Annotated in this window: 22 protein-coding genes; 17 read left to right on the forward strand and 5 right to left on the reverse strand. The window is 71.5% G+C overall.

All coding sequences use genetic code 11. The features are described 5' to 3' along the window. Positions 1-110 precede the first annotated feature (110 nt). The 12 genes from M4J07_RS12890 to M4J07_RS12945 all read left to right on the forward strand — a co-directional run bounded on the left by M4J07_RS12890 (position 111) and on the right by M4J07_RS12945 (position 12,398). Positions 111-1,370, forward strand: a complete 1,260-nt coding sequence (locus M4J07_RS12890) for an MFS transporter (protein ID WP_255971181.1) — start codon at positions 111-113, stop codon at positions 1,368-1,370. Between the two features lie 9 nt (positions 1,371-1,379). After that, complete coding sequence (gene pafA / locus M4J07_RS12895) at positions 1,380-2,741, forward strand: Pup--protein ligase (RefSeq protein WP_164558827.1); 1,362 nt, start codon at positions 1,380-1,382, stop codon at positions 2,739-2,741. A 138-nt stretch (positions 2,742-2,879) separates the two neighbouring features. Further along, positions 2,880-3,896, forward strand: a complete 1,017-nt coding sequence (locus M4J07_RS12900; RefSeq protein WP_255971185.1) for an FKBP-type peptidyl-prolyl cis-trans isomerase — start codon at positions 2,880-2,882, stop codon at positions 3,894-3,896. 61 nt (positions 3,897-3,957) lie between these two features. Further along, a complete protein-coding gene (locus M4J07_RS12905) occupies positions 3,958-4,332 on the forward strand; it encodes an FKBP-type peptidyl-prolyl cis-trans isomerase (protein ID WP_255971187.1) in 375 nt (124 codons plus the stop codon). Between the two features lie 183 nt (positions 4,333-4,515). Continuing rightward, the gene (locus M4J07_RS12910) at positions 4,516-5,469 is read left to right on the forward strand and encodes a helix-turn-helix transcriptional regulator (protein ID WP_255971189.1); all 954 of its coding nucleotides are present in this window, start codon (positions 4,516-4,518) and stop codon (positions 5,467-5,469) included. Positions 5,470-5,485: 16 nt separating this feature from the next. Next, positions 5,486-6,454 (forward strand): helix-turn-helix transcriptional regulator, encoded by a 969-nt coding sequence (locus M4J07_RS12915; protein WP_255971191.1) that lies wholly within the window; start codon positions 5,486-5,488, stop codon positions 6,452-6,454. 104 nt (positions 6,455-6,558) lie between these two features. After that, a complete protein-coding gene (locus tag M4J07_RS48250) occupies positions 6,559-6,822 on the forward strand; it encodes a hypothetical protein (RefSeq protein ID WP_374215028.1) in 264 nt (87 codons plus the stop codon). A 9-nt stretch (positions 6,823-6,831) separates the two neighbouring features. Next, positions 6,832-7,029: a hypothetical protein gene (locus M4J07_RS12925; protein ID WP_255971195.1), complete on the forward strand. Its 198-nt coding sequence runs from the start codon at positions 6,832-6,834 to the stop codon at positions 7,027-7,029. A gap of 248 nt (positions 7,030-7,277) precedes the next feature. Further along, positions 7,278-7,574, forward strand: a complete 297-nt coding sequence (tatA, locus tag M4J07_RS12930) for a Sec-independent protein translocase subunit TatA (RefSeq protein ID WP_255971197.1) — start codon at positions 7,278-7,280, stop codon at positions 7,572-7,574. A gap of 62 nt (positions 7,575-7,636) precedes the next feature. Continuing rightward, positions 7,637-8,605, forward strand: a complete 969-nt coding sequence (tatC, locus tag M4J07_RS12935; RefSeq protein ID WP_255971199.1) for a twin-arginine translocase subunit TatC — start codon at positions 7,637-7,639, stop codon at positions 8,603-8,605. Positions 8,606-8,647: 42 nt separating this feature from the next. Then, positions 8,648-9,550 (forward strand): diacylglycerol kinase, encoded by a 903-nt coding sequence (locus M4J07_RS12940; RefSeq protein ID WP_255971200.1) that lies wholly within the window; start codon positions 8,648-8,650, stop codon positions 9,548-9,550. A 43-nt stretch (positions 9,551-9,593) separates the two neighbouring features. Next, the gene (locus tag M4J07_RS12945; RefSeq protein WP_255971202.1) at positions 9,594-12,398 is read left to right on the forward strand and encodes a DEAD/DEAH box helicase; all 2,805 of its coding nucleotides are present in this window, start codon (positions 9,594-9,596) and stop codon (positions 12,396-12,398) included. 87 nt (positions 12,399-12,485) lie between these two features. Here the strand turns inward: M4J07_RS12945 and M4J07_RS12950 are convergent, their stop codons facing one another. The 5 genes from M4J07_RS12950 to M4J07_RS12970 all read right to left on the reverse strand — a co-directional run bounded on the left by M4J07_RS12950 (position 12,486) and on the right by M4J07_RS12970 (position 20,533). After that, complete coding sequence (locus M4J07_RS12950) at positions 12,486-13,586, reverse strand: LLM class flavin-dependent oxidoreductase (RefSeq protein ID WP_255971204.1); 1,101 nt, start codon at positions 13,584-13,586, stop codon at positions 12,486-12,488. 164 nt (positions 13,587-13,750) lie between these two features. Further along, positions 13,751-15,487: an allophanate hydrolase gene (locus M4J07_RS12955; RefSeq protein WP_255971206.1), complete on the reverse strand. Its 1,737-nt coding sequence runs from the start codon at positions 15,485-15,487 to the stop codon at positions 13,751-13,753. Positions 15,488-15,612: 125 nt separating this feature from the next. Continuing rightward, a complete protein-coding gene (locus tag M4J07_RS12960) occupies positions 15,613-19,119 on the reverse strand; it encodes a 5-oxoprolinase/urea amidolyase family protein (protein WP_255971208.1) in 3,507 nt (1,168 codons plus the stop codon). After that, the gene (locus M4J07_RS12965; protein WP_255971210.1) at positions 19,116-19,709 is read right to left on the reverse strand and encodes an urea amidolyase associated protein UAAP2; all 594 of its coding nucleotides are present in this window, start codon (positions 19,707-19,709) and stop codon (positions 19,116-19,118) included. The genes M4J07_RS12960 and M4J07_RS12965 overlap by 4 nt, the downstream gene beginning before the upstream one ends. Next, positions 19,706-20,533 (reverse strand): urea amidolyase associated protein UAAP1, encoded by an 828-nt coding sequence (locus M4J07_RS12970; protein ID WP_255971212.1) that lies wholly within the window; start codon positions 20,531-20,533, stop codon positions 19,706-19,708. The genes M4J07_RS12965 and M4J07_RS12970 overlap by 4 nt, the downstream gene beginning before the upstream one ends. Before the next feature lie 155 nt (positions 20,534-20,688). Here M4J07_RS12970 and M4J07_RS12975 point away from each other — a divergent pair, with 155 nt between their 5' ends. The 5 genes from M4J07_RS12975 (at position 20,689) to M4J07_RS12995 (ending at position 24,655) form a co-directional block, all read left to right on the forward strand. Further along, complete coding sequence (locus M4J07_RS12975; protein WP_255971214.1) at positions 20,689-21,315, forward strand: TetR/AcrR family transcriptional regulator; 627 nt, start codon at positions 20,689-20,691, stop codon at positions 21,313-21,315. A 284-nt stretch (positions 21,316-21,599) separates the two neighbouring features. Continuing rightward, the gene (locus M4J07_RS12980) at positions 21,600-23,225 is read left to right on the forward strand and encodes an ATP-binding protein (protein WP_255971216.1); all 1,626 of its coding nucleotides are present in this window, start codon (positions 21,600-21,602) and stop codon (positions 23,223-23,225) included. Beyond that, the gene (locus tag M4J07_RS12985; RefSeq protein ID WP_255971218.1) at positions 23,222-23,629 is read left to right on the forward strand and encodes a roadblock/LC7 domain-containing protein; all 408 of its coding nucleotides are present in this window, start codon (positions 23,222-23,224) and stop codon (positions 23,627-23,629) included. The genes M4J07_RS12980 and M4J07_RS12985 overlap by 4 nt, the downstream gene beginning before the upstream one ends. Continuing rightward, the gene (locus M4J07_RS12990) at positions 23,626-24,033 is read left to right on the forward strand and encodes a DUF742 domain-containing protein (RefSeq protein WP_255971220.1); all 408 of its coding nucleotides are present in this window, start codon (positions 23,626-23,628) and stop codon (positions 24,031-24,033) included. The genes M4J07_RS12985 and M4J07_RS12990 overlap by 4 nt, the downstream gene beginning before the upstream one ends. Then, on the forward strand, positions 24,014-24,655 hold the full coding sequence (locus tag M4J07_RS12995) for a GTP-binding protein (RefSeq protein ID WP_255971222.1): 642 nt from the start codon (positions 24,014-24,016) through the stop codon (positions 24,653-24,655). The genes M4J07_RS12990 and M4J07_RS12995 overlap by 20 nt, the downstream gene beginning before the upstream one ends.

Genomic DNA, 24,655 nt, shown 5'->3' on the forward strand with positions numbered 1-24,655 from the left:
GGATCGTCGCGCGGTGGTCGACGTTAGCGGGTGGCTCCCGGTACCGCGCACGTGGTACGTATAACCCTTCGACGTTATACGTAAAACTGAACTCCAGGTGAGGCGGGGCGATGGCCGCGGGGTATGCGGAGATCCTCAGGGCGCGGCACGCGATGCGGCTGCTCACGGGGACGCTGGTGGGCAGGCTGCCCAACGCCACGGCGGCGATCGCCATCGTGCTGTTCATCCGCGACGAGGGCGGCACGTACAGCCTCGCCGGCGCCCTCGCGGCGGTGTACGGGGTGGCGAACGCGATCGGGCAGCCGGTGCTCGGCCGCCTCGTCGACCTGCGCGGCCAGCCGAAGGTGCAGCTGCCCGCCGCGGTCCTGTCGGGCCTGGCGATGACGGTGTTCGCGTTCGCCGGGACCGGCTCGCTGCCGCTGGCGTACGGGGCCGTGGCCGCGGCCGGACTGTTCACACCGCCCCTCGAAGGCGGGCTGCGCGCGCTGTGGCCCAGCGTGCTGGCGCGCGAGGAGCAGGTGCACACCGCGTACGCGATGGACGCGATCGCCCAGGAAGTCATGTTCACGGTCGGCCCGTTGCTCGTGACCGTGTGCGTGTCGCTGTGGTCGGCGCAGGCCGCGCTGATCGTCCTGAACGTGATCGGGGTTGTCGGCGCGCTGTCGGTCGTCGTCTCGAAGCCGTCCCGCGCATGGCGTTCGGCGCCCCGCGAGGCGCACTGGCTGGGCGCCCTGCGCTCGCCGGGACTGCTCGTGCTGCTCGGCGCCTTCCTGTTCATCGGGCTCGCGCTCGGCTCGATCACCGTGGCGGGCGTCTCGTACGCGGACGGGAACGGGGGTGACGCCGTCTACGGCTGGATGATGGCGGCCCTCGGGCTCGGTGCGCTCGTCGGCGGCACGGTCTACGGCGCCCGGCAGTGGAGCGGCGCCCCGGAGGCGCGGCTCCGGTGGCTGGTGGCCCTCCTCGCGCTGTTCTACGTGCCGTTGGTCCTGATGCCGGGACCGGTCGCCATGGTGGCCCTGACGGCGCTCGCAGGCGTGTTCCTCGCGCCGTGCATCGCCTGCGCCTTCATCGTCGTGGACCGGCACGCGCCGCAGGGGACGGTGACCGAGGCGTTCTCGTGGCTCGTGACGACGTTCACGGTCGGCGCGAGCGTCGGAACGGCCGTGGCGGGCCCGGTCGTCGAGTGGGCCGGCACCCGGGCCGGATTCGCCGTACCGGCCGTCACCGGAGCGGTCGCGCTGCTCGTACTGCTGGCCACGGGCCGGGTCCTGGCGCCCCCGCGCACGTCCGGGCGTGTCGCGCTCTCATCGGAAAATGATCCAAACCGTGCTGTCGAACCCCGTTTCAGCTCGGGGGATCGGGCGTAATGTTCAGTCATGGACCGCCGCATTTTCGGGCTGGAGAACGAGTACGGCGTCACATGCACGTTCAGGGGACAGCGGCGTCTGTCTCCTGACGAGGTGGCGCGGTACCTCTTCCGCCGTGTCGTGTCATGGGGCCGCAGCAGCAATGTCTTTCTGCGGAACGGCGCCCGCCTCTATCTCGACGTCGGGTCGCATCCGGAATACGCCACACCGGAATGTGACAACGTGACCGAGCTGGTCACCCACGACAAAGCGGGCGAGCGCATTCTGGAAGGCCTGCTCGTCGACGCCGAACGACGCCTGCACGAGGAGGGAATCGCAGGCGACGTATACCTGTTCAAGAACAACACCGACTCGGCGGGAAACTCGTACGGCTGCCACGAGAATTACCTGGTGGCGCGGCACGGCGAGTTCTCGCGGCTCGCGGACATCCTCATTCCCTTCCTGGTGACCCGTCAGCTGCTGTGCGGCGCGGGCAAGGTGCTGCAGACTCCGCGCGGCGCCGTGTACTGCGTGAGCCAGCGCGCCGAGCACATCTGGGAGGGCGTCAGCTCCGCGACGACGCGTTCCCGGCCGATCATCAACACCCGCGACGAACCGCACGCGGACGCCGAGCGCTACCGCAGGCTCCACGTCATCGTCGGCGACTCGAACATGTCCGAGACGACCATGCTCCTCAAGGTCGGCGCCACCGACCTGGTGCTGCGCATGATCGAGGCGGGCACGGTGATGCGCGACCTGACCCTGGAGAACCCGATCCGGGCCATCCGCGAGGTCAGCCACGACATCACGGGCCGCCGCAAGGTGCGCCTGGCCAGCGGCCGCGAGGCGTCGGCGCTCGAGGTGCAGCGCGAGTACTACGAGAAGGCCGTCGACTTCGTGGAGCGCCGGGGCATCCGCACCGGCACCGTCGACCAGGTCCTGGAGCTCTGGGGCCGCACGCTCGACGCCATCGAGGCCGAGGACCTCGACCGCATCGGCACCGAGATCGACTGGGTCATGAAGTACAAGCTCATCGAGCGGTACCGGGCCAAGCACAACATGACCATGTCGCACCCGAGGGTCGCGCAGATAGACCTCGCGTACCACGACATCCACCGCCGCCGGGGCCTCTACTACCTCCTGGAGAAGAAGGGCCAGGCCGCCCGGATCTGCAACGACCTGAAGATCTTCGAGGGCAAGTCCGTGCCGCCGCAGACCACGCGCGCGCGGCTGCGCGGCGACTTCATCCGCCGCGCCCAGGAGCAGCGCCGTGACTTCACGGTGGACTGGGTGCACCTGAAGCTGAACGACCAGGCGCAGCGCACCGTGCTGTGCAAGGACCCGTTCCGCAGCGTGGACGACCGGGTGGAGAAGCTGATCGCCGGCATGTAGGCGGTCTGCGCAGACGTTCGACCAATCCGGTCCCGGGCCCCGTACGAATCATTCGTACGGGGCCCTTCACCTGCCCTTGGCAAAGCTGTGCGAGGGCCTAGAGTGGCCAGACCGTATTCGAGCGACCTGAGGATCTCTGTGCGACGCCGACTTGCAGCTCTACTGATCGTGCCGGCTCTGGCGCTGACCGCGACGGCCTGCGGCAGTGACGACGGCAAGAAGGACTCGGCGGACAAGGCGGACTCCTCGTCCGCGTCGCCGAAGGCGGCCGGCGTGCCCGACGCCGTCGACACGGCGAACCCGATGCCGAAGGTCACCGGAGACGTCGGCAAGAAGGCGTCGATCACGGTTCCCAAGGGCGACCCGAGCGGCAAGTTCGTCGTGCACACGCTCTCCGAGGGCGACGGCGCAGAGGTCAAGAAGAACGACCTGGTGACGATGAACTTCACCGGCAAGCTCTGGAAGGGCGCCAAGGACCTCGGCACCACGTACGGCGCGCAGGGAGGCGGCGACCAGATGGTGACCGCCGGCGCCGAGGGCCAGCTCCCGGCCTTCGCGCAGGCCGTGCTCGGGAAGAAGGAGGGCAGCCGGATCCTCGTCGTGGCGCCGCCCGCCGCGGGCTTCGGCAGCCAGGGCAACCCGCAGGTCGGCATCACCGCCACGGACACGCTGGTCTTCGCGCTGGACGTCGGCAAGGTCATCCCGAAGAAGGCCGAGGGCGAGCAGGCCGCGATCCCGTCGGACCTGCCGCAGATCAAGGCCGACAAGGAAGAGCCGGCGACGATCTCGGTCCCGAAGAACGACCCGCCGAAGAAGCTCGTCGACCAGGTCCTCATCCCGGGCAAGGGCGCCGAGGTGAAGTCGGGCCAGACGGTCACCATGCAGTACAGCGGTGCCGCCTGGAAGCTCAACCAGGGCAAGGCGAAGGCCGAGCTGTTCGACTCCTCCTGGAAGACGGGTCAGCCCTTCACCACTCCGATCGGCCAGGGCCGGGTCATCCCGGGCTGGGACAAGGGCCTCGTCGGCAAGCACGTCGGTGACCGGGTGCTCCTGGTGATCCCCGCCGACCAGGCGTACGGCAAGGAGGCCAAGGGCGCGACCCTGCCCGCCAACTCGACGCTCGTCTTCGTGGTGGACATCCTCGCCGCGCACTGACCGTCCGAGAAGTGGCAGACTGTTCCGGTTGCCCGACAGCCAACAAGCAGGAGCAATTCACGTGAGCATCGACAAGCCCGAGGTCGACTTCCCGGTCGGCGAGCCCCCGGCGGACCTCCAGATCAAGGAGATCTGGGAGGGCGACGGCGCCGTGGCCAAGGCCGGCGACTTCGTCAAGGTCCACTACGTGGGCGTCGCGTTCTCCACCGGTGAGGAGTTCGACGCTTCCTGGAACCGAGGCAACCCGCTGGAGTTCCAGCTCGGTGCCGGCCAGGTCATCGCGGGCTGGGACCAGGGTGTCCAGGGCATGAAGGTCGGCGGCCGTCGCGAGCTGACCATCCCGGCGCACCTCGGGTACGGCGACCGCGGCGCCGGTGGCGGCCGCATCGCCCCCGGCGAGACGCTGATCTTCGTGTGCGACCTGGTCGCCGTCTGATCCGGTCACGCATCGACCACAAACGGTCAGGGAAGGGCCCGTGCCAGCCGGTACGGGCCCTTCGCCCTGTCGACTCGGCCCCGGGTTGCCCCTGGCTTTTGCCACGACACCCCGGGGCGGTACGGTCGACCGTCGGGAGCATTGGGGAGCGCGCGGGGAGCCTCCGGGGAAGAAAGGGCGTCGATGGCCATTGCCAAGGCCGAGCGGCTGATGAATCTGGCGCTGTGTCTGCTCGGGACCCGGCGTCCGCTCAGCAAGCGAGAGCTGCGCGGTTCCATCGAGGCCTATCTGGAAGCGGGCAGCGACGACTCCTTCAACCGGATGTTCGAGCGGGACAAGGACGACCTGCGTGAGCTCGGCCTGGTCATCGAGACCGTCGAGAACCTGGACGGCGAGGTCGGCTACCTCGCCCGGCGCGACAGCAACCGACTGCCGCCCGTGACGCTCGACGCCGAGGAGGCGGCCGCCCTCGGCCTCGCCGCGAAGGTCTGGCAGCAGGCCCGGCTCGCCGGTGCCGCCAGCGGCGCCCTGCAGAAGCTGCGCGCGGCCGGGATGCCCGAGGACGTGGACCCGTACGAGGCCCATGGCGCCCTTGAACCCCGGATCCCGGTGCACGAGGCGTCCTTCGAACCGCTGATGCTCGCCTGCCGCGACCGGCGCTCCGTCGTCTTCGACTACCGCAAGGCGACCGCCGCCCGGCCCGAGCAGCGGCACGTCGAGCCGTGGGCGCTGGAGTGCTGGCGCGGCCACTGGTACCTGGCGGGCTGGGACCGCGACCGGCAGGCCGAGCGGGTCTTCCGGCTCTCCCGGATCACCGGCAAGGTGCGCTCGCGGGCCGGCCGGTTCCAGGCGCCGGTGCCGGACGTGGTGACCGTGCGGGAGACCGTGGCGAGCTGGGCGGGGGAGACCGCCACCCGCTCCGCGCGGATCAGGCTGCGCTCGGGCGCGGGCTACCCGCTGCGCGCCAAGGCCGGTTCCGTACGCGAACTGGGCGACGGCTGGGACGAGTTGGAGATTCCGTACGGGCACGGGCTCGACGCCTGGCTCGTGGAGTTCGGTCCCGACGTGGTCGTGCTGGAGCCCGCCGAGCTGCGGGCCGACGTCATGGACCGGCTGCGCGCCGTGGCCAAGGGCTGAGGGGGAACGTACGAGCATGGCTGCCAACGCCATCGACCAGACCCGGCGGATGCTGTCCCTGGTGACGTACCTGCGCGAGCGCCCCGGCGCGCACGTCAGTGACGTCGCCCGGGCCTTCGGCATCACCGAGGACGAGCTGATCTCCGACCTGGACGTGCTGCCGCTGTGCGGGACCAGCTTCCGTGGCGGGGACCTCCTGGACATCGACACCGACGGCGACCGGATCTGGTGGCACAACCCGGCAGCCCTGTCGGCGGAGGCGGCCGAGCCGCTGCGGATCGCCGCCGACGAGGCGACCGCGCTGCTGGTGGCGGCGCGCGCCGTGGCCACGCTGCCGGGCCTGCGGGAGAGCGACCGGCTCGCGCTGCTGCGGGCGACCGCGAAGCTGGAGGCCGCCGCGGGCGAGGTGGCGAGCGCGAGTGCGCGGCTGTCCGTCACCTTCGAGTCGGAGGGCGGCGTCTTCGCCGACGTGGACCGGGCGATCTCGGAGCGGCGCCGGCTGTGGATCCGCTACTACTCGCCCTCGCGCGACGAGGTCACCGAGCGGGAGATCGACCCGATCCGGCTGGTCAGCGTCGGCCACACCTATGTGGAGGCGTGGTGCCGCAGGTCCGAGGCGCGGCGCACGTTCCGGCTCGACCGGGTCGCCGAGATCCGGATCATGGACGAGGTGTCGGCGCCGCCGGAGATCGAACTGCGTGACCTCTCCGCGGGTCTGGTGCAGCCCGCGGCCGAGGACCCCGAGGTCGTCGTCGAGGTCGGCCCCGGCGGCCGGTGGGTCGCCGAGTACTACCCGCACGACAGCGCCGAGGAGTTGGCGGACGGCGGGCTGCGCATCACCCTGCGCACGCCCGACCCGTCCTCGCTGCGCCGGCTGGCGCTGCGGCTCGGCCGGGACGGTCACATCGTGGCGCCCGCCGAGCTCGCGGACAGCGCGCGGGACGCGGCACGCGAGGCGCTGGCCGCGTACGACGGGGCGGCGTGAGGGAGTTGGGCGCGCCGTCAGGAACGGATGAAAGGTGTGACGTGGGCGACATCACCGACGTGACCGGTTTCACGGGTTTCACAGGTTTCTCTGACATCTCCGGCATTTCGGGTGTTTCCGATGCGTCCGCCGTCGTGACCGTCCCGGCGCCCGTCGTCTTCAAGGCCGCCTGCCCGGACTGCCGCGCCGGCTTCGAACTCGCCGCGTCCGCGATCCGGTTGGCGATAGGCGGCAGCCGCCGCACCACCTTCTACTCCTTCACCTGCCCCGAGTGCGACGCCGCCGTGCGCAAGCCCGCGGGCGAGCGCATCGTCGAACTCCTCACCGGTGGCGGGGTACGCACGCTCCGCCTGCACCAGACCGTCTAGGCTCGGCGCATGTTCTGGGCGATGCTGGCGGTGGCCGTGGGTTTCGTAGGACTCGCCGTGCTGGCCGTCCTTGCGATCAAGGTGTTCGTCGAGGCCCAGCGCCTCGGGCGCCAAGTAGCCGATACCACACGGCAGATCAACCAGGCGGCCGAGGAGCTCGAGCGGGCCGCGGTGGGCGTCGCGAAGGCCGGCGGCGAAGTCGTCTGACGCTTTCCGGGACGGGATGGAAAGCGCTTTACCGCTGTGGCCTGTCGGTCGCCCAGGTCGGGCGGGTACGCTCCTGTACGCGGCCTGGGAGTGAGGCGCGGGCCGCAACTGGGAGTACGCACGGGGATTGCCCCCTGTTCACCCCCACGGGATACGATCGCTGCCAGCACGGTGGTCGGACAACAGTCCGAAGTCCGACCGGTACCGGCAGTCCCGCCCCTGCCGCCTCAGTGAGAAGGTAAACGCATATGTTCGGTGGAAAGATCGGCGCCCCCGAGTTGATCATCCTGCTCGTGGTCATCCTCCTCCTGTTCGGCGCGAAGAAGCTCCCGGACATGGCGCGCTCGCTCGGCAAGTCGGCCCGCATCCTCAAGAGCGAGGCCAAGGCCATGAAGAGCGAGGGTGGCAACAAGGATGCGGCTCCCTCGGACCCGCCGAAGCAGGACGACCAGCAGCCGCCGGCCCAGCGCACCATCCAGGCCGCCCCGGGCGACGTGACGAGCTCGCGCCCCGTGAGCGAGCCGACCAACACGACGAAGAGCTGATCAAGAGCTGATCGAAGGCCGCCCCTGCCACGGCGGCCTGTCGCACGAGATGAGGACGTGGGTTGCTCAAGTCTGCCCGCAAAGAGGAGAAGGATCCCGAGGGGCGGATGCCGCTCGCGGAGCACCTGCGTGAGCTTCGCAACCGGCTCGGGAAGGCCGTCCTGGCCATCCTCGTCGTCACGATCGTCGCTGCCTTCTACTACAAGGACATCATCGAGTTCTTCACGAACCCGGTCCTTGACTCGGTCGGCTGTGACAAGACCTTCGCCGAACTGACGGCGAAGGCGGCGGAGAACAAGGACGCCAACGAGCAGTGCGCCCGCATCGTGCTCAACGGTCTGATCACGCCCTTCACGCTCGCCCTGAAGGTCTCCCTCATGGCCGGTGTGATCGGCGCGTCGCCGATCTGGCTCTACCAGTTGTGGGGCTTCGTCGCGCCGGGCCTGCACAAGCACGAGAAGAAGTACGCGACGGCCTTCGTGGCCACCGGCGTCCCGCTGTTCCTCGGCGGCGCGTTCTTCGCGTACAAGACGCTGCCCACGATGGCGCGGGTGCTGCTCGACTTCTCGCCGGCGAACATCGACAACCAGCTGCCTCTCGACGACCTGCTCGACCTGATCACCCGCATGGTGATCGTCTTCGGCCTCTCCTTCGAGCTGCCGCTGCTGCTGGTCATGCTGAATCTCACCGGCGTGCTCAGCGGCAAGAAGATGCTCGGCTGGTGGCGCGGGATGATCATGGGCATCACCGTCTTCGCGGCGGTGGCCACGCCCAGCACCGACCCGCTGACCATGCTGGCCCTCGCGGGCCCGATCTGGGTCCTGTACTTCGCGGCCACGGCCTTCTCGCTCCTCAACGACCGCCGCAAGCGGCGCATCGACGAGCTGGGCCCCGGCGACGACGAGGCCTCCGACCTCGACCTCACGCCCGAGGACATCGGTGACGTGGAGACGGTGTCGGCGAGCCGCTCGCTGCCCGAGCAGGCCACCGGAGAGAACGACAGGATCAACGGTTACGACGATGTGACCTGAGGTAACTCCAGTTCGCGACGGGGCACTTGTTAGGGTCCGGCCGTGAGCAGTGAGATCACCCTCTTCGTCAATCCCACCGCAGGACGCGGCCGGGGCGCACACGCTGCGCAGCCGGCCGCTTCCGCGTTGCGGGCCGCAGGATTCTCCGTGCGCACCGTCATCGGTGTGGACGCCCCCGACGCCCTGGCACGCGCGCGTGCCGCCGTGGCCGAGGGCACGGGCGCGCTGGTCGCCGTCGGCGGGGACGGTCTGGTGAACCTCGCGCTGCAGGCCGTCGCGGGCACCCGCACACCGCTCGGAGTGATCGCCGTCGGGACGGGGAACGACTTCGCGCGCTCCCTCGGACTGCCGATACGCGCCCCGGAGGCGGCCGGCACCCTCGTCGCCGAGGCGCTCAAGGGCTCGCTCGTCCGTGACATCGACCTGGGCCGGATCGGCGACCACTGGTTCGGCACCGTCCTCGCCTCCGGCTTCGACTCCCGCGTCAACGACCGGGGCAACCGGATGTGGCTGCCGCTGGGCCGCTTCAAGTACGACCTGGCGATCGTCGCCGAGCTGGCCGCCTTCAAGCCCGTGCCGTTCCGGCTCACCCTGGACGACGGTTCCGTGCGCGAGGTCCCCGCCACGCTCGTCGCCGTCGGGAACGGCACCTCCTACGGAGGCGGCATGCGGATCTGCGCGGACGCCGAGATGGACGACGGCCTCTTCGACGTGACCGTCGTCGGTGACTGCTCCCGCACGACGCTGCTGCGCGTGTTCCCGCGGGTCTACAAGGGAACCCATCTCGATCATCCGGTGGTGAGCGTGTACCGGGCGGCGCGCGTCGAGCTGGCCGCGCCGGACATCACCGGGTACGCGGACGGGGAACCGGTGGGGGCGCTGCCACTGGTCGCGGAGTGCGTACCGGCGGCGGTGCGGGTCCTCACCGGAGGCCTTACCGGATAATGATCGTCCGATGTCAGTGACGGCCGGTAGGCTCGAAAGCACGATGACAGAGGACCTCTCACCGGCCGAGCGGTATGCGGCAGCCCGTAAGCGGGCCGCCGAGCAGGCCACCGCGCTCGCGGACTTCCGCGAGATGTACGACTTCGGCCTCGACCCCTTCCAGATCGAGGCGTGTACGGCGCTCGAGGCCGGCAAGGGTGTTCTGGTGGCCGCCCCCACCGGCTCCGGCAAGACGATCGTCGGCGAGTTCGCCGTGCACCTCGCCCTCCAGCAGGGCAAGAAGTGTTTCTACACGACGCCCATCAAGGCGCTGTCGAACCAGAAGTACCAGGACCTCGCCAAGCGCTACGGCGCCGACAAGGTCGGCCTGCTCACCGGCGACAACAGTGTGAACAGTGACGCGCCGGTGGTCGTGATGACCACCGAGGTCCTGCGGAACATGCTGTACGCCGGGTCGCAGGCGCTGATCAACCTCGGGTACGTGGTCATGGACGAGGTGCACTACCTCTCCGACCGCTTCCGGGGCGCCGTCTGGGAAGAGGTGATCATCCACCTCCAGGAGTCCGTCACCCTCGTCTCGCTGTCGGCCACGGTGTCGAACGCGGAGGAGTTCGGCGACTGGCTCGACACCGTGCGCGGCGACACCGAGGTGATCGTCTCCGAGCACCGGCCCGTGCCGCTCTTCCAGCACGTGCTCGCCGGCCGCCGGATGCACGACCTCTTCGAGGAGGGCGAGGGCAGCAAGAAGGCCGTCAACCCCGATCTGACGCGGATGGCGCGCATGGAGGCGAGCCGCCCGTCCTACCAGGACCGGCGGCGCGGGCGGAACATGCGGGAGGCGGACCGGGAGCGGGAGCGCCGCCAGCGGTCCCGCATCTGGACGCCGGGCCGCCCCGAGGTCATCGAGCGGCTGGACAACGAGGGACTGCTGCCCGCCATCACCTTCATCTTCAGCCGGGCGGCCTGCGAGGCCGCGGTGCAGCAGTGCCTGTACGCGGGGCTGCGGCTGAACGACGAGGAGGCGCGGATCAAGGTCCGCGAGATCGTCGAGGAGCGGACGGCGTCCATCCCGGACGAGGACCTGCACGTCCTCGGCTACTACGAGTGGCTGGAGGGCCTGGAGCGGGGCATCGCCGCCCACCACGCGGGCATGCTGCCGACCTTCAAGGAGGTCGTCGAGGAGCTGTTCGTGCGGGGTCTGGTGAAGGCCGTCTTCGCCACCGAGACGCTCGCTCTCGGCATCAACATGCCGGCGAGATCCGTGGTCCTCGAAAAGCTGGTGAAGTGGAACGGGGAGCAGCACGCCGACATCACCCCCGGCGAGTACACCCAGCTCACGGGCCGGGCCGGCCGCCGCGGCATCGACGTCGAGGGCCACGCCGTGGTGCTCTGGCAGCGCGGCTTCAGCCCCGAGCACCTGGCGGGCCTGGCCGGTACGCGCACGTACCCGCTGAAGTCGAGCTTCAAGCCCTCGTACAACATGGCGGTGAACCTCGTCGAGCAGTTCGGGCGGCACCGGTCGAGGGAGCTTCTGGAGACGTCGTTCGCGCAGTTCCAGGCCGACAAGTCGGTGGTCGGGATCTCGCGGCAGGTCCAGAAGAACGAGGAGGGGCTCGAGGGCTACAAGGAGTCCATGACCTGCCACCTCGGGGACTTCGAGGAGTACGCGCGCCTGCGGCGTGAGCTCAAGGACCGCGAGACGGACCTGGCCAAGCAGGGCGCGGCCCAGCGGCGGGCCCAGGCCGCGGCCGCGCTGGAGAAGCTCAAGCCGGGCGACGTCATCCACGTGCCGACCGGGAAGTTCGCCGGGCTCGCGCTCGTGCTGGACCCGGGACTCCCGGCGGGCCGGTCGAACGGGCACCGCGGGTTCGAGCACCACGACGGCCCGCGCCCGCTGGTGCTGACCGCCGAGCGGCAGGTCAAGCGGCTCGCGTCGATCGACTTCCCGGTGCCCGTGGAGGCGCTGGAGCGGATGCGGATCCCCAAGTCGTTCAATCCGCGCTCGCCGCAGTCGCGCCGGGACCTGGCGTCGGCGCTGCGCACCAAGGCCGGGCACATCGTGCCCGACCGGCAGAAGAAGGGCCGTGCGGCCGCCGCCGACGACCGTGAGATCGCGCGGCTGCGCACCGAGCTGCGGGCGCATCCGTGCCACGGCTGCGCGGAGCGGGAGGACCACGCGCGCTGGGCGGAGCGCTACTACCGGCTGCGCCGGGACACCGCGCAGCTGGAGCGCAGGATCGAGGGCCGGACGAACACCATCGCGCGGACCTTCGACCGGATCGTGAAGCTCCTGACCGAGATGGACTACCTGCGGGGCGACGAGGTCACCGAGCACGGGAAGCGGCTCGCCCGGTTGTACGGCGAGCTGGACCTGCTCGCCAGTGAGTGCCTGCGGGACGGCGTCTGGGAGGGCCTGAGCCCGGCCGAACTGGCCGCGTGCGTCTCGGCGTTGGTGTTCGAGGCGCGGGTCGGCGACGACGCGCTGGCGCCGAAGCTGCCGGCCGGCAAGGCGAAGGCCGCGCTCGGTGAGATGGTGCGGATCTGGGGCCGGCTCGACGCCCTGGAGGAGGAGTTCCGGATCAATCAGGCCGAGGGGGTCGGGCAGCGCGAGCCCGATCTCGGATTCGCCTGGGCCGTGTACCAGTGGGCCTCGGGCAAGGGGCTCGACGAGGTGCTGCGGGAGGCGGAGATGCCGGCCGGGGACTTCGTGCGGTGGTGCAAGCAGGTCATCGACGTACTGGGGCAGATCTCCGCGGCCGCGCCCGGCGGCTCCTCGGTGGCGCGGAACGCCCGGAAGGCGGTCGACGAGGTGCTGCGCGGGGTCGTGGCGTACTCGTCCGTCCAGTAGTGAGCGCCGCCGCCTGACCGGGAGAAGCCCCTACGCGCCGTAGGGGCTTCTCTGCTGTGCGGGGTGCCCGTCCGTGCGGGGTGTCCGTCAGGCGGCCGTGCGGGCGGCGTCCCGCTTGGCGACCTCCTCGCGGACGATCGGGATGACGTGGCGGCCGAAGTCGATCGCGTCGTCGAGCAGGTCGTAGCCGCGTGCGGAGAGGATCTCCACGCCCAGGTCGTAGTAGTCGAGCAGTGCCTGCGCCACCGTTTCCGGGGTGCCGACCAGCGCCGTGGAGTTGCCCGCGCCGCCCGTCTCCGCCGCCGTCGGCGTCCACAGGGCGCGGTCGTGCCGTTCGCCCTGGGCCGCCGCCGCGAGGAGGCGCCGGGAGCCCGCGTTCTCCGGGTTCTGGAGGGGGTGGCGGCGTGATATCGGGCTGCCCGCCTTGCGGGCCCTGATGCGGTCCAGGGTGGCGTGGGCCTTCTCCCAGGCCAGCTCCTCGGTCGGCGCGATGATCGGGCGGAACGCGACCTGGATGCGGGGGACGTCCGTGCGGCCCGCCGCCCTCGCCGCCGCCCTGACGGACTCGATCTGCTCGGCGGTCTGGGCGAGCGGTTCGCCCCACAGGCAGTAGACGTCCGCCTCCGCGCCGCCCGCCGCGTACGCCGCGGGGGAGGAGCCGCCGAACGAGACGAGCGGGTGCGGCTGCTGGACCGGGAAGGTGTCGCTCACGAAGTCGTGGAAGCGGTAGTGCGTGCCCTCGTGGTCGAAGGGCTCGTGCGACGTCCACGCCTTCTTGATGATCTGGATGGCCTCGCGGGTGCGGGCGTAGCGCTCGTCCTTCGTGAGGAAGTCGCCCTCGCGCTGCTGCTCGTGGTCGTTGCCGCCGGTGATGAAGTGGACGGCGAGGCGGCCGTCGCTGATCCGGTCGAGCGTCGCGAAGGTCTTGGCGGCGAAGGTCGGGTAGGAGACGTTCGGCCGGTGCGCCACCAGGATCTGGATCCTCTCCGTGCGGGCCGCGATGTAGGCGGCGGCCGGCGACGGGTCGGGGGAGCCGGAGCCGTACGCGAAGAGGATGCGGTCCCAGCCGTACTCCTCGTGGGCGCGGGCGAGACGGAGCGTGTAGTCCTTGTCGAAGGACGGGCCGGTGCGGGCGGTGACTTCGGAGCCTTCGTTCGTCGCGGCGATGCCGAGGAACTCTACGGGCATGGTGATACGCCTCTTCAGCTGTCGAAAGGGGGTCGGGTGAGGGCCTGGACGTGGTCAGGCGCAACACGCCGCCGACCACACCCGACCGAAGTCGATGTGGTCGCGGGTGACCAGCCGCAGCTGAGGACGCATGGGCTCAGTGGAACAGGAGGGTGGCCTCCGCGTCAACGGGGTCCGGTTCCGGTGGGAGGCGTGGGCCGGCCGAGGTAGCCGCGCCAGCCGCCGTGTGCCGTGATGTCCTCGGCGCCGGCCAGCGCGGACGGTTCGCAGAGGAAGCCGGGGACCTCGGAGCCGTCCGCGAGCGTGACCCGGCCGAGCGTCATCGGGCGGGGGAGCACGGTGAGCAGCCGGCCGAGGCCCGCCGCCGGAATGCGCCACACCTCCGCCTCGATCGCCGCCCCGCCCGCGGCGCCGACGTGCACCAGGCCCGGCTTGGCGGGGCGGGTGTCGAGGGCGTGCAGACGGTACGTCGGGGCGGTCGTCGTGGTCCGCTCGAACTCGGCGCCCAGGGCGAGGAGTTGACCGTTGAGGGGCTGGCCGGTGAGGTGGGCGCCGACGACCGCGACCCGGGTGGCCGGAGTGGTCAGGGCCTCGGCGACGCGGGCCACGCGGTCGTCCGTGTGGGCGTGGCCGATCAGCATCACGCCGAACGGGAGGCCGTGCGCCGTGCCCGCGGGGACGGCGACCGCGCACAGCCCGAACAGATTGGTCGAGTTGGTGAATCGGCCCAGGCGGGCGTTGACCCCCAGCGGGTCGGCGGCGACCTCATCGAGGGTGGGGTGCTCGGTGGTGGTGGGCAGCAACAGGGCGTCCACGTAGGCGAGTTGATCGAGCGCCCGGGTGCGGAGGGCCGCCAGGCGGGCCTGGTCGGCGAAGAGCCGGTGGGCGGGGATGTCGCGGGCGCGCGTGATGATGTCCGCGACCGTGAGATCGAGGCCCGTGCCGTCGGTGGAGTCGGTGGAGTCGGTGGAGCCGGTGGCTTCGGTTGCGTCGGACGCGTCGCCCGAACCGTTCATCGCTTTGTCGATGAAAGCGCCCACCGCCGTGTAGCGCTCCGCGACGAACGCGCCGTCGTAGAGCATCGCGGCCGCCTCCGTGAACGGAGTCAGGTCGATCTCCGTCAACTCGGCGCCGGACCGCGCGAGTTCCTGGGCGGCCCGCTCGTACGCGGCCGCCCATCCCGGTGCCAGGTCGCCGAGTTGACCGGGGCGCGGGACGGCGATCCGCCAGGGGCCGGGAGCGCGGGCCGGGGCCGGGGGAGCGGCGTCCACCATGAAGGACAGCGCGCGCGAGGCCTCGGGGAGCGTACGGGCGAACACGGTGACGCAGTCGAGCGAGGCGCAGGCCGGGACCACGCCCTCCGTCGGGACCAGGCCGTACGTCGGCTTCAGGCCGACGATGCCGTTCAGCGCGGCCGGTACCCGGCCCGAGCCCGCGGTGTCCGTGCCGAGCGCGAGGTCGGCCAGGCCGAGGGCCACGGCGACGGCCGAGCCCGAGCTGGAGCCGCCGCTGATCCGCGCCGGGTCGTGGGCGTTGCGCACCGCGCCGTAGGGGGAGCGGGTGCCCACCAGGCCCGTGGCGAACTGGTCGAGGTTCGTGGAGCCGATGACGAGCGCGCCCGCCGCGCGGAGGCGGGCCACTGCCGGGGAGTCCGCCTCCGGCCGGTACGCGTAGGCGGGACACGCGGCGGTGGTGGGCAGGCCCGCGACGTCGATGTTGCCCTTGACGGCCAACAGGGTGCCGTGGAGGGGGAGGCGTTCACCGTCCGCGACGCGGGCGTCGAGGGCGACGGCTTCCGCCTCGGCCTCCGCCTGGGGGCGCAGGCCGATCCAGATCTCGGGGCGGTCCACCTCCCGGATGCGGGCGTAGGCGGTGCGGACTCGGGTTACGGCCCGTGTCACGTGGGCTCCTTCTCGCCGTAGGGTTTCTTCTCGCCGTAGGGGTCCTTCTCCGTGTGCGAGTGCGGGTTCGTCGTGGCTGGTCGCGCAGTTCCCCGCGCCCCTGAGGGGCGCACTTCGTGCGCGGCTCAGGGGGTCAGGATCAGGAGCGGTGTGCCCGCCTCCACCTGGGCCCCCGCCTTGGTGAGAATCCGATGGACGCGGCCCGCCGTATCCGCGTGCACGGGGGACTCCATCTTCATCGCTTCCAGGGCCACCAACTGCTGACCCGGTCCTACCGCATCGCCCTCCGCCACGTTCACCTGCCACACCGACGCGGCGAACTCGGCCTCGATCAGCGTGCCGCCCTCGGGGATCACCAGGTCGTCGGCGGGCGGTGGCGGATCGCTCGCCGCCGCCGCGCGGGCGAACTCGCCCGCGGCCTGCCACGCGTCGCGCTCCGCGCCGAACGCGGCGCCCTGGCGGGCCCGGAACTCCTCGATGGAGGCGGCGTTCGCGTCGAGGAAGCGGCGGTACTCGGCGAGCGAGAAGGTGCCCTCCTCGATCCGCGGCACGAAACGCCCCGACGTGATGTCCGCCCGCAGGGCGAGCAGCTCCTCCGGCGACACCGGATACCACTTGATCCGGTCGAAGAAGCGCAGCAGCCACGGGGCGCCCGGCTCGAACGCGCCGCGCTGCTGCCACCCCGACCACACCTGCGTCGTGCGGCCCACGAACTGGTAGCCGCCCGGCCCCTCCATGCCGTAGACGCACAGGTACGCGCCGCCGATACCGACCGAGTTCTCGGCGGTCCAGGTGCGGGCCGGGTTGTACTTCGTCGTCACCAGGCGGTGGCGCGGGTCGAGCGGGGTCGCCACGGGCGCGCCGAGATAGACGTCGCCGAGGCCGAGCACCAGGTACTCCGCGTCGAAGACCGTCGCGTACACGTCGTCGACCGAGTCGAGGCCGTTGACCCGGCGGATGAACTCGATGTTCCACGGGCACCACGGCGCGTCGTCCCGCACCCCGGCCATGTAGCGGGCGATGGCCTCGCGCGTCGCCGGGTCGTCCCAGGAGAGGGGCAGGTGGACCGTGCGGGAGGGCACCGTGAGCTCGTCCGACGCAGGCAGGTCCCTCGCCATCTCCCGCACAGTGCGGAGGAGTTGGTCCTGGGAGAGCAGGGCCGGGTCCGTCTGGATCTGGAGCGAGCGGATGCCCGGTGTCAGATCGCGCACCCCCGGCAGAGCGGCCGCCGCCACCGCCTCCATCAGCGCGTGCACGCGCATCCGCAGCGCCAGGTCGAGCTGCATCGGGCCGAACTCGACGAGCAGGTTGTCGTCGCCGCTGCGGCGGTAGGTGACGTCGCCGTCGCGGGCGAGGACACCGCCGTCGACGATCGCGGGGCGGTCGGCACCGTCCGCCGTGACCGGGGCGAAGCGGACCGTGTCGCCGGGGCGGAGCTGGCCCAGCTTCCAGCGTTCGGCGGTGGGGACCGTCGCCGGGCAGACGAAGCCGCCGAGCGAGGGGCCGTCGGGGCCGAGCAGCACCGGCATGTCGCCGGTGTAGTCGACGGCGCCGACCGAGTACGGGGTGTCGTGGATGTTCGAGGGGTGCAGGCCCGCCTCGCCGCCGTCGGCGCGGGCCCAGCGCGGCTTCGGGCCGACCAGGCGGACGCCGGTGCGGGCCGAGTTGAAGTGCACCTTCCAGTCGGCCGCGTAGAAGTCGCGGACGTCCTCCTCGGTGAAGAACTCCGGTGCCGCGTGCGGGCCTTCGAGGGCGGCGACCGTCCAGGCCGAGGTGAAGGCGGGCCGGTCGGCGGCCCCGACCGGCGTCCCCGTGACCACGCCCCCGCCGTGCAGCACGTCGCCCGTGCGCAGCGCCCGGCCGCCGTGTCCGCCGAAGCCGCCGAGCGTGAATGTGGCCGCGCTGCCCAGGAACGGTGGCACGTCGAGCCCGCCGCCCCCGAACAGGACGTACGTGCGCAGGCCGTGCTCGTCGGGCGCGCCCACCGCGAGCGTCCCACCGGCGGGCACCGTCACCGGCTCCCACCGGGCGACCGGCACGCCGTCGACCGTGACCGGCGCCGGGGCTCCCGTCACGCACACCGTCGTCGCGTGTGTGAACCTCAACTCCGGCCCCCGCAGGGTGCATTCGAGGCCCGGTGCGCCTTCCTCGTTGCCGAGCGCCAGGTTGCCGAGCCGGAACGAGCGGTCGTCCATCGGCCCGCACGGCGGCACCCCGACCTGCCAGTGCCCGATCCGCCCCGGCCAGTCCTGCACGGTGGTGAGCGTGCCGCCGGCGACCACCTCGATGCGCGGGGTGGGGTCGGTGACGTGCGCGAGCGTCGCCGTCGAGTGCGCGGCCCCGGTGAACGACGGCTCGGCGAGCGCCGCCCTGACCAGGCCCAGATTGGTCTCGATGCCGTCGACGCGGGTCCTGGCCAGGGCCTCGTCGAGCCGGGCGACGGCGTGCGCCCGGTCGCTGCCGTACGCGATCACCTTCGCCAGCATCGGGTCGTACGCGGTGGTGACCTCGGTCCCCGTCTCGATCCAGCCGTCCACGCGGACCCCCGCAGGGAACTCCACCCGGGTCAACAGGCCCGCGCTCGGCCGGTGTTCGCGGCTCGGGTCCTCCGCGTAGATCCGGGCCTCGACGGCATGGCCGCGAGGGGATCCCGGGTCGCGGACGACATCGGACTCGCCGCGGGCCAGCCGCAGCATCCAGGCGACGAGGTCGACCCCGTAGATCTCCTCGGTGACCGGGTGCTCCACCTGGAGCCGGGTGTTGACCTCCAGGAAGGAGGCATCCTCGCGCGCCGCGTCGTACACGAACTCGACCGTCCCGGCGGACCGGTACTCCACCGACGCGCACAACTCCCGTGCGGAGGCGTGGATGTGGGCGCGCACATGCGCGGGCAGGCCGGGGGCCGGGGCCTCCTCCACCACCTTCTGGTTGCGGCGCTGCAGCGAGCAGTCGCGGTCGCCGAACGTCACGACCCGGCCCGCGCCGTCGCCGAAGACCTGCACCTCGACGTGGCGGGCGTGCTCGACGAGTCGCTCCAGGAACACCCCCGCAGAGGCGAACGACGCCGCCGCGACCCGCTGCACCCGCTCCCACGCGTGACGCAGTCCGGCCGCGTCGCGGCAGGCCGACATGCCGATGCCACCGCCCCCGCCGGTGGCCTTCAGCATGACCGGGTAGCCGATCGCCTCGGCCGCGGCGAGCGCTTCGGTCACGTCCGCGAGCAGCCCGGTGCCGGGAGCCAGGGGCACCCCGGCGGCCTGCGCCGCGGCCCGCGCGGTGTGCTTCGCGCCGAACAGTTCCAGCTGGCGGGGGGTCGGGCCGACGAACGCGATGCCCGCGTCCTCGCAGCGCCGCGCGAAGGCGGCGTCCTCGGACAGGAACCCGTAGCCCGGGTGGACGGCCCCGGCCCCCGTGTCCTTCGCCGCCCGCAGGATCAGCTCCGCGTCCAGGTACGACTCCTTGGCGGGCGCGGGGCCGATCCTGACGGCCTCGTCGGCGAGGCGGACGTGCGGGGCGCCGCGGTCCGCGTCGGAGTGCACCGCGACCGTGCGCAGGCCCAGCTCGCGGGCCGTACGGATGACGCGGACCGCGATCTCGCCGCGGTTGGCGACGAGCAGGGTGTCGAAGCTCATGCCCCACCCGCCACGGTCAGCTCGACGGGGGTGGGCTCGAAGCCGTTGCACGGGTTGTTGATCTGCGGGCAGTTGGAGACGAGTACGAGCACGTCGCGCTCCGCCCGCAGCGTCACGCGCAGCCCCGGCGACGACAGGCCGTCGACGATGCCGAGCGTGCCGTCCTGCTCCACCGGCACGTTCATGTACCAGTTGACGTTCGAGACGAGGTCCCGCTTGCCGAGGCCGTACCGGGCGCCCTCCGCGAGGAAGTTGTCGACGCAGGCGTGCTGAGACCAGGTGTGGTGGCCGTAGCGCAGCGTGTTGGACTCCTTGGAGCAGGCGCCGCCGACCGTGTCGTGGCGGCCCACCTCGTCGGCGACGACGGTCATCAGCGGGGTGTGCTCGTTGCTGAGCAGCACGCTGCCGGTGGTCAGGAAGATGCCGCCCTGCGCCTGGATCGTGTCGGGCGCGCTGTAGCGGACGGCCGTGTCCAGGGCGTCGTACACCAGGAAGTCCACGGCCTGGTTGCCCTTCAGGTCGGTGAGGGTGAGCGTCCGGCCGGCGCGGACGACGGCGGACCAGGCGGCACGGGCGGCGACGGTGGTCACAGGATCCCCCTGGAGGCGAGGAAGTCGGCGGTGTTCAGGAAGGCGCGACGGCCCTCGGGCGTGGCGTCCCACAGCGGGTCCTTCTCCGTGGTCGGCGCGGCCCGCCAGGCGAGGACCTCCAACGGGCCGCACACATAGGCCTCCTGGGGGTCGCAGGGGTGCGGCACGTTCGCGAGCAGCACCGTCACGTCCTGCTCGGCGCGGAGCGTCACGCTCGCGCCGGGACCGGCCGGACCGGTGAACTCCACCTCGCCGTCCGCGCCGATCCTGACCCCCTGGAAGAAGGAGAGCGACGGCGGCAGGTCGCGCGGCGTCAGCCCGTTCTTCGCGGCCGCCAGCTTGAACAGCTCACGTCCGGCCGGGGACGCCGACTCCGGCGTCCCCGCGCCGTAGCGCCGCTCGTTGCGCACGAGGGTGGAGGTGCCGCACAGCGCGTCGTGCCGGCCGCCGGTGGTGTCGGCCACGATCGAGGCGAGGACGCGGCCCTGGTCGGACAGGAGCAGCCTGCCCTCGCCGAGGTAGGCGTTCCACTGCACCTTCACGGTGTCGGCGACGTTCAGCCGCTCCCAGGGGCGGCCGTCGACGTGGAGGAGGAGGTGGGCGCAGGCCGTGCCCGTCGGGTCGGTGAGGCGCAGTTCGGTGCCGCGGGCCAGCACGCGGTGCGTGTAGCCGCCGCCCGCCACCGTCTCCGCCCACACCAAGTGGCCTGCCTCGCACGGGGGTTCGGCCCAGTCGCGGGCGGGCACCACCGGCATCGCCTCGGTGCGGGTGCCCTGCTGGGCGCGGGCGTGGTCGCGGGCTCCGTAGGTGGTCGCTGTCGCCATGGCGGGACCTTCCGGCTGGACGTCGTGGGCCTGGTTTCTGTCGCCCGACAGAAATTAGGGAGAGGCGGCTTCCGGCGCGTTGCCCGGCCATTGCGCGTCCGTTACCGAGTCCTCACCCCGCCGCCGGTCCGAGCGGATGTGCAACGATCGGCCGCATGAGCACTCCGGGAGCGCGTCGCGTCGGACGCCCGCGGGCCGCGCAGCGGCCGGACAGCGGGCTCGCGCCGCGTGCCGAACTCCTGGCGGCCGCGGCCGAGTTGTTCACCACCAAGGGGTACGCGGCGACCACCACCCGCGCCGTCGCCGAACGGGCCGGGATGCGGCAGGCGACCATGTACCACTACGTCTCCGGCAAGGAGGAGCTGCTCGCCGAGCTCCTGGAGTCGACCGTCACGCCGTCCCTCGCCCTGGCCCGGACCCTGCTCGCCGACGCCGACGCGTCCGCCGCTGACCGGCTGTGGGAACTGTGCCGTTCCGACGTGGAGCTGCTGTGCGGCGGCCCGCACAACCTCGGCGGCCTCTACCTGCTGCCCGAGGTGCGTGCCGAACGGTTCGCCGGCTTCCACGCCGTACGGGCCGAACTCAAGGACGCCTACCGGCAGTTGCTGGCCGGAACCGCCGTCGGAGCCACCCTCGGCAAGGGCGAACTCGCCCTGCGGACCGACCTGTTGTTCGGGCTGATCGAAGGCGTCATCCTCGTGCACCGGTCCGATCCGGAGCGGCCGGTCGCGGTGTTCGCCGAGGCCACGGCCGACGCGGCGCTGCGCATCGCCGGAATCTGACACACCTGTTCCCACGGACGGGCGGACGCCCTCACTCCATGTGTGCGATTCGACGCTGAGCGTGCAAATGGGCGTGAGTGTATTCCTGTCCCCGGGGTTATTTCAGGGCCTTGCTGAATATGACTCGGCGATGATCCGGTCGGACTAAGCTCGCCCGCAGCGCACCGAGTTGAGATGTATTCGGGCGCTTGTTCCCCTGTGCGCCGATGGTTCGCTTTGATCCACGGAACAAAGTGCGGCGAACCACCGCGACCTTCCCCGACCCGACCGTTCTGAGGGCATACATGGTGAGTGTTCAATCGCCTCCCGGTGGCCGAGAAGTCCCCTACACACGCGTGCTGTTGCTGCCCGCCATGGTCATGGCCGCCGCCACCGGAGCGGCCGTCGCCGTGGTCACACAGCCCGCCCGCCTCGCCGTCGCCCTGTGCGGCACGCTCGGCACGCTCCTCGTGATCGCCGTCGCGGCCGAGGCCGTCCGGCGCGGCCGCATCCTCACGGGACTGCGCGCCCGGTACGCCCAGCACGTGAGCGAGTTGGAAGCCCGCATCACCGCCCAGGAACACCGCACGATGCGCGTCGCCAAGGAAGTCCTCCCGCACGCCCTGTACCGGCTGCGCACCGGCGACAACCCGAAGGACGCCGTCACCCGCACCTGCGACGCCGACCCCGACTTCCGCGAGGTCACCCAGGGCGAGCGCGAACTGCTCCGGCTCTGCCTGCGCGAGATCGACCGCGGCGACTCCGAGATCGACGCGGCGCAGCGCGCCTTCGTCTCCGTCGCCCGCCGCGTCCAGGCCATCGTGCACAAGCAGGCCCAGGAACTCCGCGAGATGGAGGAGGACCACGGCCGCAACCCCGAGGTCTTCGACGACCTCCTGCGGATCGACCACGGCACCGCCCTGATCGGCCGCCTCGCCGACTCCGTCACCGTCCTCGGCGGCGCCCGCCCCGGCCGCCAGTGGCCGCGGCCCGTCAAGCTCTACAGCGTGCTGCGCGGCGCCATGTCGCGCATCCTCGAATACCCGCGCATCGACCTGCACGCCATCTGCGACGTCGCCATCAAGGGCGTCTCCGTCGAGCCCGTCATCCACGCCGTCGCCGAACTCCTCGACAACGCCACCCGCTACTCGCCGCCCACCACCCGCGTGCACGTCACCGCCGTCGAGGTGCAGACCGGCATCGCCATCGAGATCGAGGACGGCGGCGTCAGCCTCGGCGAGGAGGCCCAGGCCAAGGTCGAGCGGATGCTCGACAAGGCCAAGGCGGGCGTCGACCTCAACGACCTCGGCGAGAACCCGCGCCTCGGCCTCGCGATCGTCGGCCGGCTCTGCTCCATGTACAGCATGCAGATCTCGCTGCGCCAGTCCGCCTACGGCGGCGTGCGCGCCGTCCTCGTCGTCCCGCGCGACATGATGAGCACCGAGCCCGCGCCCGGCCTCGCCCACGGCATCGGCGTCACCGCCGTGCCCCGCGTCGACCACAACGGCGTACCCATCAAGGAAGAGCCGCGCCTGAAGAAGACGCGCCGCCCCACCACGGGCCCGCGCCCCTCGGCCCCGCTCGTCGCCGCGGCGGAGGACGACGTCCCTGTGGTCACCGAATGGCGGGCCAACGGGCTGCCGCAGCGCCGCAGGAAGTACGACACGAAGATCATCGAGGACCAGATCATCGTGACGCCGCGCAACCCGGACCTCACCATGCCGCCGCCCGAGACCCACGGCGCGCCGACGACCGGCCCCGTGCCCTCCGCGGAGCCGGAGCACGACAAGCCGGCGCAGCCCGAACCCGGCCTGTGGGTCGAGGCGTTCATGAACGGGCTCAAGCCCGACGCCCCGGCCCCGGACGGCGGCACGGAGAAGCCGCATGACGACGCGTACAACCAGCAGGTCGACGAGGGAGACCGCCAGTGATCCAGCAACGGGCCAATTTCGACTGGATGCTCAAGGAGCTCGCCGAGTGCGTGCCCAACGTCCACCAGGTGGTGGTGCTCTCCTCGGACGGACTGCGCATCGCCCGCTACGGAGGTGACCCGGACGCGGCCGACCGGATCGCCGCCGCCTGCGCGGGACTCCAGTCGCTGGCCTCCGCCGTCGCCACCGAGATCCCGGACAGCGACGGCTCCATGAACATGGTCATCATCGAGGTCCACGGCGGCTTCTTCTACCTGATGGCCGCAGGCAAGGGCGCGTACCTCGCCGTCCTCGCCGACCAGTTCGTCGACGCCGGGCTCGTCAGCCACCAGATGCGCGATCTCGTCATCCGGATCGGCGCGCACCTGACCAGCCCGCCGCGACGCAACGGCCAGACCGTATGAGTCCGCGCCCCCCGGATCCCCCGTTCCGAGAACAGCCGCCGCAACGCGAGCGCCGGTCCGCACAGGACGGCAAACCGGTCGACCCCGAGCGCCTCTACGTCATCACCGGCGGCACCGACGGGGCCGAGCGGGCGCCCCTCGATCTGGTCACCCTGATCGTGGCCCGCGCCGACCCCCCGCCGTCCGCCGCGCCGGAGCAGGCGGCCGTCTTACGCATGTGCCGGACACCTCTGTCCACAGCCGAGATCTCGGCCTATCTGAACCTGCCGTTCAGCGTGGTCACCGTGCTGCTCGGTGAACTCCTCGCGGCCGAACTGGTCCAGGCGCGCGCCCCGGTGATCCGCGGCGCGACCGCCGACCGTTCCCTCCTCGAAGCGGTGATGCATGGACTACAGAAGCTCTGACAGCACGGACACCGTGCTCGGGAGTGTGCACATCCCCGGCCCACGGGCCGAGGACCGGATGCCCGAGACGGTCACGTCCGCCGTGAAGATCGTCATCGTGGGCGGCTTCGGCGTCGGCAAGACCACCATGGTCGGCTCCGTCAGCGAGATCCGTCCGCTGACCACCGAGGAGACGATGACGCAGGCGGGCATCGGCGTCGACGACAACTACGGCTCGGAGACCAAGACCGCCACCACCGTGGCCATGGACTTCGGCCGCATCAGGATCACCGACGAGCTGGTCCTCTACCTCTTCGGGACGCCAGGCCAGGAGCGCTTCTGGTTCCTGTGGAACGGCCTGTTCGAGGGCGCGCTCGGTGCCGTGGTCCTGATCGACACCCGCAGGCTGGAAGTCAGCTTCGACGTGATCGGGCGCCTGGAGGAGCGCGGCGTGCCGTTCGTCATCGCGAACAACGCCTTCCCGGACGGGCCGCGCTACCCCGCCGACGAACTGCGCAACGCGCTCGACCTCGACCCGCACGTCCCGATCATCGAGTGCGACGCGCGCCGCAGGGCCTCCAGCCGCGACGTCCTCATGACCCTCATGCGCTATCTGCACGAGATGGCACTGCACCACGCCTGA

The sequence above is a fragment of the Streptomyces longispororuber genome (assembly GCF_024448165.1).
GTDB lineage: Bacteria > Actinomycetota > Actinomycetes > Streptomycetales > Streptomycetaceae > Streptomyces > Streptomyces longispororuber_A.